Raw genomic sequence first — 14,342 nt, 5'->3', positions numbered from 1 at the left:
GGGGGCCGGACAGGGACCACCGGAGTGACCCACGAGGGCCTGCGCCCGCGCATCCCGCGCGAGCACAGGCCCTCGCGCCGTTTCCACCACCCCCGACAGGTTCACCGGGCACCACGCCCGCCGCCGTCCCGGTCGTCCCGGTCGTGCCCGACCGGCGTCAGTGGCCGCACCCGCAGCGCCGGAAGCCGAAGTCGAGGGTGTGGTCGTTCTCGCCCGGCCCGCCGGTGGTCAGCGCCCGCTCGGGATACCTTCCCCCGGGCGGGACGACGCCCTTGGAGTCGACGAAGGGGTCCTCGCCGACGTCGTGCCTGGTGGGCACCCACCGGTACAGCGGACCGCCCTCGGCGTAGTCGGACGGGTTGTCCAGCCGGATCGTGTACCCGGTGTGCGGCCGGAGGCCGCCGTCCACGTTCGAGTCGTCGAAGTAGTACTCGCCGCGCGCCGTCGTCCCCGTCGTGCCGACCAGCCGGCCCGCCCCGTCGTACAGGTGGACGGTGGCACCCGGAACCGGCTTCTGGCCCGGCAGTTGGAGGCCGCTGCGCTCGGGGTCGTACCAGACCCGGTTGCCGATCTGGAGCGGAGCCCGGTCGCAGAGCACCTCCAGGTCGCCCATCGAGGCGCCCTTGCCGAACGGCGCGGGGACGTTCGCCGGGTTGAGCCGCAGCCCGACCCTCGGGTCCTGACGGCCGTCCGCCCGCTGGACGAAGGCCGTGCCGTAGCCGAAGGCCGTGTCGTTGGGGTCGAACCCGGAGGTCCCGATGGTGGTCTCGACCTTGGACAGCGCCATTCCGGCGTAGGCCGCGTTGTGGTGGAAGCCCATCCGGCTGGTGTCGAAGAAGCGGGTGCCCCGGGGCGAGAGACCGCAGCCGTTGTTGGTGTCCAGCACGTAGGTGCCGTTCGCCGGGCAGGCCTTGTTCAGGTCGCCGCCCGACAGCACCTCGCCGACCGCGGCGCCCGCCGCCGCCTGGCCCGTCGCCCGGTCGGCGAGGCGGTCGCGGAAGGCCAGCAGCATCGAGCCGTCCGCCTCGAAGCCGACCTCGCCCAGCTCCGGCTCCGGCTGGGCGCGGTAGCCGGAGCAGGCCTGGCCGTTCTGCGTGGTCGGGTAGGTGTCCGTCCACGGGAACCAGCCCGCGCCGTCGCACGGGCCCGCGCCGACGGTCGACTGGCGCGGATAGTCCAGCGGCTGGTCCAGCACGGCCGGCCCGAACCGGCCGGTGGCCGGGTCGAAGGGCAGCACGACCGCCCGCAGGTCCGACACCGCGCCCGTCGACTCGCCCGAGCAGACGCCGCCGAGGTAGCCGGTCCCGTCCTGCAGGCCCAGACCGAAGGGGCGCCAGTCCGCCGCCGAGGCACAGCCCGGTTCCGGGACGGGGTAGACGGCCTTCGGCGCCGACGCGGTCGCCGCGGTGGCGTCGTAGCGGTACAGCCGACGGTCGTTGAGGTTGACGACGAACAGGTCCCTGCCGTCGTCCGTCACCTTGAGCCCGCCGAGGCTCTCCTTGCCCGGCACCGCCAGGAACGCGTCGTCCGCGCCCGGCCCGTGCGCGGTGCCCCCGGCGTCCGGGACGGTGGTGAACAGCGTGGTGCTGTTCCGCGCCAGGTCGGTCACGTAGATCCCGCCGGAGCCGCCCGGGCCGTAGCCCGTGGTGCGCTTGGCCGCCGCCGAGGAGAACACCCGCCGGTCGGCCCGGTTCCACGCGATGCCGAACAGGGTGCCGGTCTGCGCGTCGGTGGCGATGTCCGTGACGTTCACGTCCACGCCGTCCTGGCCGCGCGCACCGTACGGGAACGACACCAGCGTGCGCTGCGCACCGCCTCCCCACGTGGTGTTCTGGCAGGTCGTCACCAGGGGGGCGTTCTTCTGGCAGTAGTCGCCGGGGCTCCACAGCCCCGTGGTGTACGAGACGTTCGCGCCGTCGGAGAGGTCGACGAACTCCTCGTTGGAGCTCAGCAGGTTCGGCGCGCCGTCCAGCCCCCGCCGCGAGGCGAAGGCGGGGAACAGCACGCCCGGCTTCGGATTCACCACCCGCACCCGGTACGTGCCGCCGTGGTCCCGGCGCCGCGGCGGTGCCAGTGTCACCGTCCCGTCGGCCGCCGTGGTGCCCTCGACACGGACCCGGTCCCCGCCGGTGAGCGTCACCGTCACGCCCGCCAGCCCCGGTTCCAGCGCGGGCGTCCACGTGCCCGAGGCGTCCACGGCCCGCACCACCCGGACCGTCACCGCTCCGTCCGCGCCCTGCGGGAACGCCGGCGGCGCCGTCAGCAGCCCGCCGGCGGCCAGCGCGACGGCGAGCACCGCGGCCCGCGCGACCCACGTCCTTCGTCCTCTCGTCCCCACCTGGGCCCCACTCTCATGATCAGCGGGCAGACGCCCGATCCCGACAGGGCCCCCAGGAGAGCGGCAACCGGTCGTGCACGTCCCCGTTTCGGGGCACGTTCACCGGCGCGTGTGACGCGGAACGGGCCGGAAATCGCATCAAGTTCGGATACCGCTCCATGAGTTCGCATGCGACCCGAGGCGGCGGGGTCGTGTCGCCGGGGGAGCGCGGCGGGTCACCCGAGGTCGAAGGTGTTCGGCAGACCGAGGCGGTAGCGGGCCTCGTCGACCAGCTTGAGCGGCTCCAGCTCCGGGGGCCGGAAGAGCCCCCAGACCCGGCAGCGACCGGCGCTCGAACCGTCCGCGTCCAGCAGGGCGTTGACGGCGCGCCGCGCGGACTCGTTGGCGCCCTCCATGGTCGCCAGGTCGACGTCGGTGCGGACGTAGTCGCCGGCCAGGAAGAAGTTGCCCACCGCGGTCGCGGCGGAGGGCCGGTCGTAGAGCGTTCCGGCCGGGTGGACCAGCAGCTGCTCGCGGTTGGCCGGCGCCGGCCCGCCCAGACCGGTGACGGCCGGGTCGAGGAACCACCCGCGCACGTCCGCGTCCGCCGGCCACCCGCCGCCCGGCCGCTCGAAGGCCCGCCGGCACTGCGCCCAGACCTCGCGGGCCACCTCCTCGCGGGTGCACTCCTTGGCCGTCCGGCCGTACAGGATCCCGGGCCGGTCCCACTCCGAGACACAGACCGAGAGGCAGTCGCGCACCGTACCGTCGCCGTACGCGGCCGCGAAGTCCCGGTCCCAGAACTGCGCCTGGCCGACCGCGGTGAGCGACCACGGGGAGTCCAGGCAGACGGCGTGGCCGTGCACCAGCCGCACCGGGCGGCGCAGGTAGAACTGGATGCCCGTCATCCAGTCCGTGCCGATCGCGTCGCAGCGCGCCAGCCGGGGATCGGCGGCGCGCAGCCCCGGGCCCCAGGTGGCGCGGGCGTGCTCGACCGGCAGCGCGCTGAGGTAGTAGTCGGCCCGCACCGTCCCGGGGGCGCCGCCGCCGGCCGGCGCCACCCGGACCCCGGTGATCCGGCCCTCGGCGTACAGCACCTCCCGGACCTCGGTCCCGGTGCGGAACTCGACGCCCAGCGAGGCCAGATGGGCCACCCACGGGTCGATCCAGGCCTCGCTGGTGGGGCCGTTGAGCACCCGGTCGGGCTGCCCGTCACCGCCGCGCCCGAGCAGCCCGTTCAGCAGGAAGGCCTCGACGACCGTGCGGGCCACCGTACGGGTGCTGGCCCGCTCGGCCCGGGTCGCGACCAGGTCCCGGGTCAGGCCGACCCCGAGGAGGCGCTGGTAGTCGTGGGACATCCGCCCCGCCCTGATGAAGTCCCACCACGGCACCCGCTCCCACTGCTCCTCGCGGCGCACCTCGCAGCTGGTCAGGTGGACCAGGAGCCGGTCCACGAAGTAGGCCGGCTCGCCGGCGGGCAGGTGCAGCACCTCGTCCAGCGCGCCGGCCAGGGTCCGCCGCAGGGCGTCCGGGGCGAGGTCGCCCAGGTCGAGCGGGCGGGTGAGGGACCGGAACGGGAGGAGCAGTCCCGGGCGCGGGGCGTCGAAGGCCAGCAGCGCCTGGGTGGCGTCGCGCAGGTTGTCGTGGACGCCACCGGGGTTGCCGGCGCACGGGATGCGGCGCAGGGTGTCCGGCAGGTTGCGGTAGAAGCCGGGGAAGAACCGGAAGCCGTGCTCGCCCGGCAGCGCCCGACGGCCACCGGCCGCGCTGCCCGGCACGTCCATGCTGCGGGCCTTGCCGCCGAGCGCGTCGTAGTACTCGTACACCGTCACCCGGTAGCCGCGCTCGGCCAGTTCGTGCGCCGCGCTCAGCCCGGAGACCCCGCCGCCGAGGACCGCCACGGTCCGCCCCGGGCCACCGCGGGCACCGGCGCCCGAGCCCCGCGGGAGCGCGGCCGCGCCCGCCACCGGCCCGACGGCCAGAGCGCCGCCCAACGATGCCGCACCGGCCAGGAACTGACGCCTCGTCCGCCCTTCCATCGCACCCTCCCGCGAACCCTCGCCCGACCCCACGACGCGCACGCCTCCACCCTCCTGGTCGCCCGAGCGGCGGGGCGACCCCGGGTGTGCAACGACCGGGCCCGGCACCGGTCACCCACCGCGCGCTCGCGTCCACACCCCGGGCCGTACGGCCCGCGGCCCGTACGGCCCGGCCCGCCGAAAATCCAGGTGCGCCCGGCCGACTCCCCCCGCACACTGGGCCGGTCACGCACCGTTGTCGCGAAGGAGTCCCGTGCAGGGAGCAGTCAGCGTCTCGCCCGCCCAGATCCCCGAGCTGCTGCTCGGCCTGGCCACCGTCCGCCCGGTGTTCCTCTGGGGCGCCCCCGGGATCGGAAAGTCCTCCCTGGTCAGGGCGTTCGCCGAGTCGCTCGGCCTGGAGTGCGTGAGCCTGGTCGGCACCCAGCTCGCCCCGGAGGACCTGATCGGCGTCCCGCAGCTCACCCCCGAGGGCCGCTCCCGGTTCTGCCCGCCCGAGCAGATCGCCCGCGACCAGCCGTACTGCCTGTTCCTGGACGAACTCAACGCGGCCTCGCCGGACGTCCAGAAGGCCTTCTACTCGCTGATCCTGGACCGCAGGATCGGCTCGTACGAGCTGCCGCCCGGCTCGATCGTGATCGGCGCCGGGAACCGCGCCACCGACGGCGCGCTCGCCCGCCCGATGGCATCCGCACTGGTCAACCGCATGGTCCACGTCCATCTGCGGGCCAGCGCCGAGGACTGGCTGCGCTGGGCGGCCGGCGCCGGCATCCACCCCTGGATCGTCGACCACCTCACCGACCGGCCCGACCACCTGTGGTCCGCCCCGCCCAAGACCGAGGAGCCGTTCTCCACCCCGCGCGCCTGGCACATGCTCTCCGACGCGCTGCACTCCTTCGGCCCCACCCTGGATGAGGCGACCCTCAAGGTCGTCGCCCACGGGCTGCTCACCGCGCAGCACGCGGTCGCCTTCTGCGGCTACGCGAAGATCGTCCGCAACTCCTACGGCCTGGAGGCGATCCTCAAGGGCGACGCCCGCTGGCCGCACCGGCTGGAGGACCGCGACCTGCTCTACTACCTGGCCGACGCCTTCCGCGGCCGGCTGGTCAAGGAACTGCCCGCCCGCAAGGAGCACGCCTCCGGGGCGCAACGGCAGACCGCCTTCCGGGCCAAGTCGCTGCTGGTGCAGCTGGCCGAGATCTCGGTGGAGGTCGCCCAGACGGTGATCGCCGACGGCTCGGACGGCAACCCGGTGCTGCCCGCCTGGTTCCTGATCGAGGCCGCCCGGGACATGCCCCGCCTGGTCGAGGCCCGCCGGTGAAGCACGCCCCGGCCGACCGGAAGAAGCCGGACCCGGGCGCCGAGGCCTTCGCCGAGGGCCTCCAACTGCTCCGCCGCAACCCGGCCCTCGCCGCCCTGCGCGCCGACGTCTGCCGCACCGAGACCTGCACCACCGCCCCGCCGAACGGCTGGGCGGTGGCCGACTCCAACGGCACCCTGCACGTCAACCCGCGCCGCCGGGCCGAACCCGAGGAATGGGCCTGGGTACTGGCGCACTGCCTGCTGCACCTCGGCTTCGGCCACCTCCCGGGAGCCCGCGGCACCCGGACCCAGCCCGACGCCCACCAGGCCGCCGCCCGCTGCGCGGTGGTCAACCGCTTCCTCGCCACCTTCCCGGTCGGCCGCGCCCCGGTCGTCCTCCCGCAGGAGTACCCGGGCGGCGACGAGGAGGAGCTGGCCGACCGCTGGCGCCGCGACGGCCTGCCCGCGCCCGACACCGCCGGGACGGCCGGCACCGCCGAACGCGACCAACTGCTGGTCGAGTGGCGCGGCCACGGCCAGGCCCGCGAGGACTGGCCCACGGCCTTCGCGGCCGCGCTCACCCGCACCATGTCCGCCGCGATGGACCGGGCCGGCGGCCGGATCGACACCGAGACCGGCGAACGCCTGCCCGAACGGCCCTGGAACAGGGCACTCAACTGGTTCGTCTCCTCCTACCCCCTGCTCGGCGGCATCGCGGCCGGCCTCACCGTCGTGGCCGACGCCGAACTCGCCCGCGCCCACGACATCGCCGTCGCCGCCGTCAACGCCGAGGCCGGCGAGATCTACGTCAACCCGCTGCGCCACCACGCCGACGAGGAGTGGCGGTTCATCCTCGGCCACGAGATCCTGCACGCCGCCCTGCGGCACGGCGAGCGCCGCGGCGGACGGGACCCGTTCCTGTTCAACGTCGCCGCCGACTACGTCATCAACGGCTGGCTGCTGGAGATGGGCGTCGGCGAGATGCCCGACGGGCTGCTGCACGACCCGCAGCTGAACGGCCTGTCGGCCGAGGAGGTGTACGACCGGATCGCCCGCGACCAGCGCCGCATCCGCCGCCTCGCCACCCTGGCCGGGAAGAACCGCCCGGACGTCCTCGGCGAACCGCTGGGAACGCCCCGGGACTACGTCGACCTCGACGACTTCTACCGCCGCGGACTCCAGCAGGGCCTCGAACTGCACCGGCGCGAACGCGGCCTGCTCCCGGCCGGGCTGGTCGAGGAGATCCGCGCACTCGCCCACCCCCCACTGCCCTGGGACGCCCGACTGGCCCGCTGGTTCGACGAGTTCGTGCCGAGCCCGGAACCGGTGCGCAGCTACTCCCGCCCCGCCCGCCGGCAGTCCGCCACCCCGGACATCCCCCGGGCCGGCCGCTACCACCCCGAGGAGGAGGTGCCGCGCTGCACCTTCGGGGTCGTCCTGGACACCTCGGGCTCGATGGACCGGGCGCTGCTCGGCAAGGCGCTCGGCGCGATCGCCTCCTACGCCGCCGCCCGGGACGTCCCGGCCGCCCGAGTGGTGCACTGCGACGCCGCCCCGCACGACGCCGGGTACCTCCCGGTCGAGGAGATCGCCGGGCGCCTGCGGGTGCACGGGCGCGGCGGCACCGTCCTCCAGCCGGGCATCGACCTGCTGGAACGGGCCGAGGACTTCCCGCCCGGGGCACCCGTCCTGGTGATCACCGACGGCGAGTGCGACGTCCTGCGGCTGCGCCGCGAGCACGCCTTCCTCGTCCCGCGCGGCGCCGCACTCCCGTTCACCCCGCGCGGGCCGGTCTTCCGGATGAGCTAGGCGTTCCGTCCCGTGAGGAGGGGGACGCGGCCCCCGCCGGGCACCGACGTCCCGCTCCCGGTCTCGGTGTTCACCCGGGCCACCGACGTCCCCGCGCAACTGCTGTCCTAGCCGGTGCCGGGCGTGCGCCCGGAGGCGGAGGAACGCCCTAACCGCCGCAGGTCAGGTCCTTCGCGGGCAGCCGGCCCGTGGTCAGGTAGCGGGTGACGCTGCCGTCCGCGCAGGAGGGGCCGGCCACCACCACGCCGTGGCCCTCGCCTCCGGCCACCGTGACCAGCCGTGCACCGTGCAGCGCCCGCCGCATGCCCTGGGCCATGGCCAGCGTCGCCTGCGGATCCCACTGGTTCTGCACGATCAGCGCCTTGACGTCGTTGTTCACCACGGTGGCGGGCTCGCCGCCCGCCGGCTTCCAGAACGCGCACGGCAGGATGTTGGCCCCCAGGTCGCCGGCCAGCGGGTACCGGGCCCGGTCACGGACCGCGTCCCGGCGGTACTGCTCGGGGTCGCGCGGCCAGTTGCGGTTGTCGCCGCAGAGGACGGCCCACGCGACGGAGACCGTGTTGTCCGTCGGAACGACCGACGGCACCGCCGGTGCGGCCGGCCCGCCCGCGGCGGCGGCCTTCAGCGCGACGATCCAGGGGGTGACGGCCTCGACGTGGACGAACGCCGCGTAGCCGGACCGGACGGCGTCGCCGTCGAGCGACCCGTCCTCGGTCGGGACGGGCGTGCGGTCGGCGTGGGCGACCAGGTCCCAGTACGTCCTGCGGACCTCCGCCGCCGTCGCACCCAGTCCGTACGCCGCGTCGCGGGCGGCGGCCCACTCGGTCCAGCGGGTGAAGGCGAGTTCGGCCCCCGCCGACGCCTCCCGGAGCCCCGCGCGCCACACGAGCGACGGGTCGAGCGCGCTGTCGAGCACGAAGCGGTCCGAGCGCTGGGGGAACATCTGGGCGTAGACGGCGCCCAGGTAGGTGCCGTACGAATGCCCGAAGTAGGAGATCCTCCGCTCGCCCAGTGCCGCCCGGACGACGTCCATGTCCCGCGCCGTGTTGCGGGTGGTGATGTGCGGCAGCACGTCCCCCGCCTTGGCCCAGCACTTGTCGGCCACCGTCCGGGCCCAGGCCACGTCCTTCGCGAACGTGCCTGCCGAGTAAGGGTGTTGGAAGGTCCGCTCGTCGGCCTTCAGGTCGCAGCCGATCGGCGAGCTCTGCCCGGCACCGCGCGGGTCGAACCCGATCAGGTCGAACCGGTCCCGCACCTCCGCCGGCAGCAGCGGCTCCATCTCCACGGGCATGGTCAGCCCCGGGCCGCCCGGGCCCCCGGGATTCAGCAGCAGCACGCCGTGCCGCTGCTTCGCGCTGCCCGCCTCGACCCGCGATATCGCGATGTCGATCGTCCGGCCGCCGGGGTCGGCGTAGTCCAGCGGCACCTCGACCTTCGCGCACTCGAACGCCGCCGGGTGGTCCGCATCGCAACGCTCCCAACGGAGTTGCTGCTGCGCGTACCGCTGGAGCGGATCGCCCGCCGCGAACGCCGTCACGGGGGTGAGCGCCGCCAGCGCGGTCGTCACCGCGCCGACCGTCAGCGCGGAAATCGTCCGTCCGTCTCGCAGAACCATGCCAGTCCTCTGTGCAGAATCGGTGCCTCGGAAATTGCTTCCAGTCTCCGTTCCGCCGCCCCCGCACCCCGTACGGCGCCAGGATGGGTTCATGATCCGACCTGCGGCGTACGCCGCCGCGCCGACGTAGGGCCGGAGTCCCATACCCCGTCATCCACCGGCCCGGGGTGCCGGCGTCCACGGGGGCGGTCACCCGGCGGGGTGGCGACCGACGACGCCATCCGCTCGCTGGCGATCAGCCAGCGGCTGCTCGGGACGCGGGAGATCATCCTCATCCACCGTCGATCGTCGGCCGTCGGCCGTCGTCGGCGCCGGCAACCCGACCGGCTCGACCCTTCGTGAGCCCCCTCCTGTGCTCGACGCCCAGGTGATTCGGCGCCGGCGTGCAACCCTTGCGGCGGCGCGGCGGTGAGTAGGGCAGAGCGACGGTCCGGTCGGGTCGTCGCGTGGACGAAGAGGAATCGGATGACCGCGAGCGCATTGCACATCCCGGTGGAGGACCGGCCCGGGCCCGGCACGGCACCGGCTTCCGCGGGCGGCCCCGGCCTGCGGGAGCTCGACTTCGAGGGGTTCGCCGCCACCCGCTGGCGGCGCCTGGTACGCACCGCCTACCTGCTCACGGGCGACTACCACGAGGCCGAGGACGTGGTGCAGGCGACGTTCGCGAAGGTCTTCAGGAACTGGTCCCGGATCAGCCGCCTGGAGGAGCCGGACGCCTACGTCCACCGGGCCCTGGTGAACAACAACCTGAGCCGTCACCGGCGGCGCCGGGTCAGGCAGCTGCTCGTGCCCGTCCTCCCCGATCGGGCGCACACCGCGGGCGGCGGCCACCGCGACGTCGAGGAGCGCTCGGTGCTGCTCCAGGCGCTGGCCGAGCTGCCGCAGCGCCAGCGGGCCGTGGTCGTCCTGCGCTACTGGGAGGACATGAGCGAGTACCAGGTCGCCGAAGTGCTCGGCTGCTCGCTCGGCAACGTGAAGAGCCAGGCCAGCCGAGGTCTGGCGAAACTGCGCAGCCACCCGGTGCTGGCCCCGTACGCGGCGGGCACCGGTTCGACGATCGACGGCACGGACGGAGGCAACAGGTGATGGACACCGAGGACATGGTGCGCGGCGCCCTGCGGGACGAGGCGGCCCGGGTCGCGGTGGCGGACTGGTCCGCCGGGCCCGTGCAGGTCCACGTGCGCCGGCAGCGGCGGGGGCGCCGGATGGCGGTGGGCGCGTCGGCCGTGGCGGCCGCGCTCGCGCTGGTGGCCGGTACGGGTGCGGTCCTGTCCGCGCAGGGCGGGGGCCGGGCCGTCGGGCCCGCCTCGCAGGCCCCGCCGGCACCGGCGGGGCCGGCTCCCGAGGCCCTGGTGGTGGAACCCGGCCAGCAGCTGCCGCTGGGCCGCCCGGACTGGTGGATGCAGCTGAAGGACCAGGAGATCTGCATCCACGACGCTCCCGCCTACAAGAGCGGCTCGGGGTGCTCCGGGCACTCCTGGGCGGGGGGCGCGACCGAGATCACCATGCAGTACTACGGGAACCCCCCGCAGCACCAGGAGGGCCTGTACAACCTCATCTACCACGGTCCCGGACAGGTGGCCCGGATGGCCATCGAGGTGGACGGCCAGGCGTACTGGGCCACCGTCGCCTCGCTCCCCGGCGACCCGGGCTACGCCACCGGCTACGTCTGGGGGCCCAGCCAGAAGGCCGCCGACGGCCCGGGGGCACACCCGCTGGAGGGCATCAGGCTCGCCGCGTACGACGCCCAGGGGAAGGTGCTGGCGAGCAAGACGCTGCCGTCCTGACCGGACCGGCGGCGCGGTAGTGGAGCCGGCCGCTCGTCGAGCGGCCGGCTCCGCACGGTTCTGTGCGGTTCGGCACGGTTCCGTACGGTTTCGTACGGTGGAGTCGAGGGCGCCGCCGACCCTCGGCTACCCTCCCCCCTCGTGGACGATCACCCCGCACCCCCGACCCTGCGCGTCTTCGTGGCGCTCGCCCCGCCCGACGACGCCAAGGACGCACTGGCCCGGGCCCTGCGGCCCGCATATGCCGGGTACCCGCGGCTGCGGTGGAACCGGATCGAGGACTGGCACATCACCCTGGCCTTCCTCGGCGAACAGCCGTCCACGGCGGTGCCGCTGCTGCGATCGGCGCTGGCCGCGGCGGCCGCGTCGCACCCCGCCCTGCGCCTGGGCCTGCGCGGCGGCGGCCACTTCGACCAGCGACTCCTGTGGACCGGCATCGACGGGGACCTGGAAGGACTGCACCGGCTCGCCACCGACGTCCGGGACCTGGTCGGGTCCTGCGGAATCGCATTCAGGGACCGGCCGCTGCGCCCCCACCTGACCCTGGCACGCGCCCGCCGTGACGACCCCGTCAGCGTGCCGCAGGCCGCGGCCGGGCTCGCGGGATTCGTGGGCCGGCCGTGGCGGACCGAACGCCTCCACCTCGTCGGCAGCAACATCGGCCGCGGCCCCGGGCCGATCCACTACCGCGACATCGAGGCGTGGCGGTTGGGCGCCGCCGTCCAGGCCCTCGGCGGCGGCTCCCTCGCCGAGCCGTAGCCCGCGGGCCCGCGGGCCCGCGACTCGCGGCGCGGTTGTCGGAGGTGCGCAGTACGGTCCTGTCATGGCAGCCAGAATCGATCTGACCCTCGACTGCGCGAACGCACCGCTCCTCGCCGCGTTCTGGAAGACGGCACTGGGCTATGTCGACGAGCCGCCGCCCGCTCCCTTCAAAACCCGTGAGGAGTGGCTCGCGCAGTTCGACCTGCCGGAGGACGACTCCGCGGACGACGGGGCGTGGCTCTGCGATCCCGCTGGCGCCGGCCCCCGCCTGTCCATCCTCAAGGTCCCCGAACCGAAGACGGCGAAGAACCGGCTGCACATCGACGTCCGGGTGCCGGGACACGGCAGCCCCGGTGAGCGGTGGGCGCGGATCAAGGCGGAGTCCGAGCGGCTGGTGAAGGCGGGCGGGGCCGTCCTGCGGGAGTTCGACGGGCACCACGTCGTGATGGCCGACCCGGAGGGCAACGAGTTCTGCGTCGCCGCAGCCGCAGCCCCGGCCGCAGCCCCGGCCTGAGGCCGCAGGGCCGGGGAGCCGGGCACGCGCGCCGAGGACGGTGGATCCGACGCGGCGCCCGACGGTCACGGCCGGCCGGCTCCTGCGGTGAGCAGCCGCCGGGCCTCGGTCAGGGCGGAGTCCTTCAGCCCGGCCAGCTCCTCCCGCGTGAAGACCGGGGTCCGGACGTCCGGCGGGATGCCCGGCCCGTCGAAAGTGGTACCGGCCGGGGTGAGGAACTCCTCGTTCGGCAGCAGCAGCACGAGGTCCGAGGAGAGCCGCCGGGCCAGCTGGTCCGAGAAGACCCCCTGGGTGTTCTCGCCGATCCGGGTGATGCGCGGGCTGCGGCCCATCATCGCCTGGGTGAAGGTCTCGCCCGCACTCACCGTCGAGCCCGAGGTGAGCAGGGCCACGGGCCCGGTGAAGCGGGCCGCCCCGGGGGAGGGGCGGACGGTGACCGGCTGGGGCCGGGTGAAGGCGCCCGGGTCGGCCGGGTCGTTGCGGGCCACCTTCCGGTAGGCCTGGTACGGCCGGTCGGTGAACCGGGAGGCGAGCCGCACGGCCAGCGCGTCCGAGCCGCCGGCGTTCACCCGGGCGTCGATCACCACCCCGCGCAGGGGCGTGGCGCGGGGCCGGCCGAGCAGGGCGTCGACGGCCCTGTCGAGCTCGGCCTCCTGGTCCCGCTGACCAGCCCCGTCGACGTAGTCGCCGAACGCGCTCACCCGCACGTAGCCGAGGCCGTCCGGGAGTTCGCCGACCCCGAGGAGACCGTTGCCGAACGGCTGCTCGGGGACGGCCAGTTGGGCGCCGATCGGCGGCAGGACGGCGGCCAGCAGCTGCGCGGTCGGCGCCACCGTGCCGTCCCGCATCTCCCGGAAGAAGGTGGTGTACCCGCCGCCGGGACGCGCACGCAGCAGGGCGACGTGCGAGTCCCGGAGCGGCTTGACCATGGCGATGATCGTGTCCACCAGGTTCTCCGCGGTGACCGTCGGCCGGTACGCCGCCCGCGCGGCGTGCCAGTCGACGCCCTTGACGGCGAAGAAGGGGTAGTTCTCCTCGAAGCTGTCCCAGAACCGGTCGAACACCGCGACGGGATCGTCGGAGACCGGCAGCGCGCACCGCGCCGGCAGCCCGCCGGGCAGCCGTTCCAGCGTCCGGGTGCCGGTGCCCGAGTCCTTGGCGTACACGGCCCGGTGGCGCCCGCGCGGGGTGACGGTCAGCTCGGCGAACGGCTCCCCGGGAGTGCCGTAGCGGACGGCACCGCCGGGCAGGGGCGCGCCGAACCGTTCGGCGGAGGTCACACCGGGGGTGCAGCTGTTCCGGGTGACGTCGTAGGTGGCGAGGGCGGTCCCGCGGATCTCGACGATCGTGCCGTACCCGTCCGTCCGCCAGACACCCTCCAGCCGGTCGACGCCCGGCCGCCCCGCACTGCTTCCCGCCGGGGCGGCTGCCCCCGCCGTTCCCGCCGTACCCGCCGTTCCCGCCGTTCCCGCCGTGAGCGCGAGCGCGACCACCGCGACGCCCGCCACCCGGGCCGCCGACCTCCCCTGTCCACTCCCCATACCGAGCCCATGCCCTCCATCCCCGGGCCGCCCCCGCGGAACCCCTCCGCCACCCACGGCTCGACGGTACGGACCGCCCCGGCCGCCACGCGTCAACCCGCGGACCGGTCCGGACCCCGACCAGGGAAGTACACCGGCCCGCCACCGCCTCCGCCCTACGGCGTACCCGCCCCCGCAACGGCGCCGGCGCCACCGGCCCGGAGCCCCCTCCGCGCTCTACTCGCCTCCCCACGGATCTCACCCGTCAGGTGCCGCTGCGGATGCGCACGAAGGCAGTCCTCGACGCAACCTCTACCGGGAATTCCTCGCCGAGTGCGCCGAGCTGCTCGACGACCCCCGGGTGCGCACCGTCCGCGACCGGTACGCCGAGGCCGCGGCGGGCCGGAGCGAGGTGGCCCGACTGGTCGGCGCGGCCGGGGAGTCGGGGGACGCGGCGCCGCTGGAGCGGGCCGGCGGGCTGCTGGGCGAGCTGGCGCGGATCGAGCGCGAGGCGATGGGGGAACTGGCCCGGCTGCCGGCCGGCAGCGACGGGCCGGTCATGGGTGGCCGGCCCCGGCGGTGAGCCGCCGCCGCGCCGCGAGGGGCGGGGAGCGCCGAAGGCCGTGTCGGCACACCGGTGTCATCGGACGGCTCGACACCCAGGGCGACCCCGCGGGTGT

11 protein-coding genes and 1 pseudogene are annotated in these 14,342 nt (G+C 74.9%); 8 read left to right on the top strand and 4 right to left on the bottom strand.

The genetic code is table 11. The features are described from left to right. Positions 1-157 precede the first annotated feature (157 nt). Positions 158-2,338 (bottom strand): SdrD B-like domain-containing protein, encoded by a 2,181-nt coding sequence (locus ACZ6EM_RS38170; protein WP_465774466.1) that lies wholly within the window; start codon positions 2,336-2,338, stop codon positions 158-160. 215 nt (positions 2,339-2,553) lie between these two features. Continuing rightward, positions 2,554-4,356, bottom strand: coding sequence for a hydroxysqualene dehydroxylase (locus ACZ6EM_RS38165; RefSeq protein ID WP_465774465.1), 1,803 nt, complete (start codon positions 4,354-4,356; stop codon positions 2,554-2,556). Positions 4,357-4,609: 253 nt separating this feature from the next. On the opposite strand from ACZ6EM_RS38165, the gene ACZ6EM_RS38160 reads away from it, so the two are divergent. Next, positions 4,610-5,674 carry an ATP-binding protein gene (locus ACZ6EM_RS38160; protein ID WP_380553127.1) on the top strand — a complete coding sequence of 355 codons (1,065 nt, stop codon included), beginning with the start codon at positions 4,610-4,612 and terminating at the stop codon, positions 5,672-5,674. Then, positions 5,671-7,464 (top strand): vWA domain-containing protein, encoded by a 1,794-nt coding sequence (locus tag ACZ6EM_RS38155; RefSeq protein WP_465774464.1) that lies wholly within the window; start codon positions 5,671-5,673, stop codon positions 7,462-7,464. The genes ACZ6EM_RS38160 and ACZ6EM_RS38155 overlap by 4 nt, the downstream gene beginning before the upstream one ends. Before the next feature lie 148 nt (positions 7,465-7,612). Here the strand turns inward: ACZ6EM_RS38155 and ACZ6EM_RS38150 are convergent, their stop codons facing one another. Further along, a complete protein-coding gene (locus tag ACZ6EM_RS38150) occupies positions 7,613-9,079 on the bottom strand; it encodes an alpha/beta hydrolase (RefSeq protein WP_465774463.1) in 1,467 nt (488 codons plus the stop codon). A gap of 186 nt (positions 9,080-9,265) precedes the next feature. On the opposite strand from ACZ6EM_RS38150, the pseudogene ACZ6EM_RS38145 reads away from it, so the two are divergent. The 5 genes and pseudogenes from ACZ6EM_RS38145 to ACZ6EM_RS38125 form a co-directional block, all read left to right on the top strand. Then, positions 9,266-9,358 (top strand): annotated as a pseudogene (locus ACZ6EM_RS38145) (carbonic anhydrase); the annotation flags it as partial. 186 nt (positions 9,359-9,544) lie between these two features. Beyond that, positions 9,545-10,165 carry a SigE family RNA polymerase sigma factor gene (locus ACZ6EM_RS38140; RefSeq protein WP_401056548.1) on the top strand — a complete coding sequence of 207 codons (621 nt, stop codon included), beginning with the start codon at positions 9,545-9,547 and terminating at the stop codon, positions 10,163-10,165. Then, positions 10,162-10,866, top strand: coding sequence for a hypothetical protein (locus ACZ6EM_RS38135; RefSeq protein ID WP_465774462.1), 705 nt, complete (start codon positions 10,162-10,164; stop codon positions 10,864-10,866). The genes ACZ6EM_RS38140 and ACZ6EM_RS38135 overlap by 4 nt, the downstream gene beginning before the upstream one ends. Before the next feature lie 141 nt (positions 10,867-11,007). Next, positions 11,008-11,625, top strand: coding sequence for an RNA 2',3'-cyclic phosphodiesterase (gene thpR, locus ACZ6EM_RS38130; RefSeq protein ID WP_465774461.1), 618 nt, complete (start codon positions 11,008-11,010; stop codon positions 11,623-11,625). 64 nt (positions 11,626-11,689) lie between these two features. After that, a complete protein-coding gene (locus ACZ6EM_RS38125; RefSeq protein ID WP_465774460.1) occupies positions 11,690-12,142 on the top strand; it encodes a VOC family protein in 453 nt (150 codons plus the stop codon). 65 nt (positions 12,143-12,207) lie between these two features. On the opposite strand, the gene ACZ6EM_RS38120 is transcribed toward ACZ6EM_RS38125, so the two are convergent. Continuing rightward, positions 12,208-13,683 carry a S41 family peptidase gene (locus ACZ6EM_RS38120; protein ID WP_465774459.1) on the bottom strand — a complete coding sequence of 492 codons (1,476 nt, stop codon included), beginning with the start codon at positions 13,681-13,683 and terminating at the stop codon, positions 12,208-12,210. Here ACZ6EM_RS38120 and ACZ6EM_RS38115 point away from each other — a divergent pair. Beyond that, positions 13,616-14,245 (top strand): DUF4872 domain-containing protein, encoded by a 630-nt coding sequence (locus tag ACZ6EM_RS38115; protein ID WP_465774458.1) that lies wholly within the window; start codon positions 13,616-13,618, stop codon positions 14,243-14,245. The genes ACZ6EM_RS38120 and ACZ6EM_RS38115 overlap by 68 nt on opposite strands. Positions 14,246-14,342 lie beyond the last annotated feature (97 nt).

The sequence above is a fragment of the Kitasatospora sp. NPDC041917 genome (assembly GCF_055589745.1).
This window is presented reverse-complemented; position numbering and strand designations above follow the sequence as displayed.

Bases quoted from the DNA above. Each gene is read 5' to 3' on its own strand.
- ACZ6EM_RS38165 (WP_465774465.1), bottom strand. From the start codon at position 4,356: ATGGAAGGGCGGACGAGGCGTCAGTTCCTGGCCGGTGCGGCATCGTTG.
- ACZ6EM_RS38150 (WP_465774463.1), bottom strand. From the start codon at position 9,079: ATGGTTCTGCGAGACGGACGGACGATTTCCGCGCTGACGGTCGGCGCG.
- ACZ6EM_RS38140 (WP_401056548.1), top strand. From the start codon at position 9,545: ATGACCGCGAGCGCATTGCACATCCCGGTGGAGGACCGGCCCGGGCCC.
- ACZ6EM_RS38125 (WP_465774460.1), top strand. From the start codon at position 11,690: ATGGCAGCCAGAATCGATCTGACCCTCGACTGCGCGAACGCACCGCTC.
- ACZ6EM_RS38120 (WP_465774459.1), bottom strand. From the start codon at position 13,683: ATGGGGAGTGGACAGGGGAGGTCGGCGGCCCGGGTGGCGGGCGTCGCG.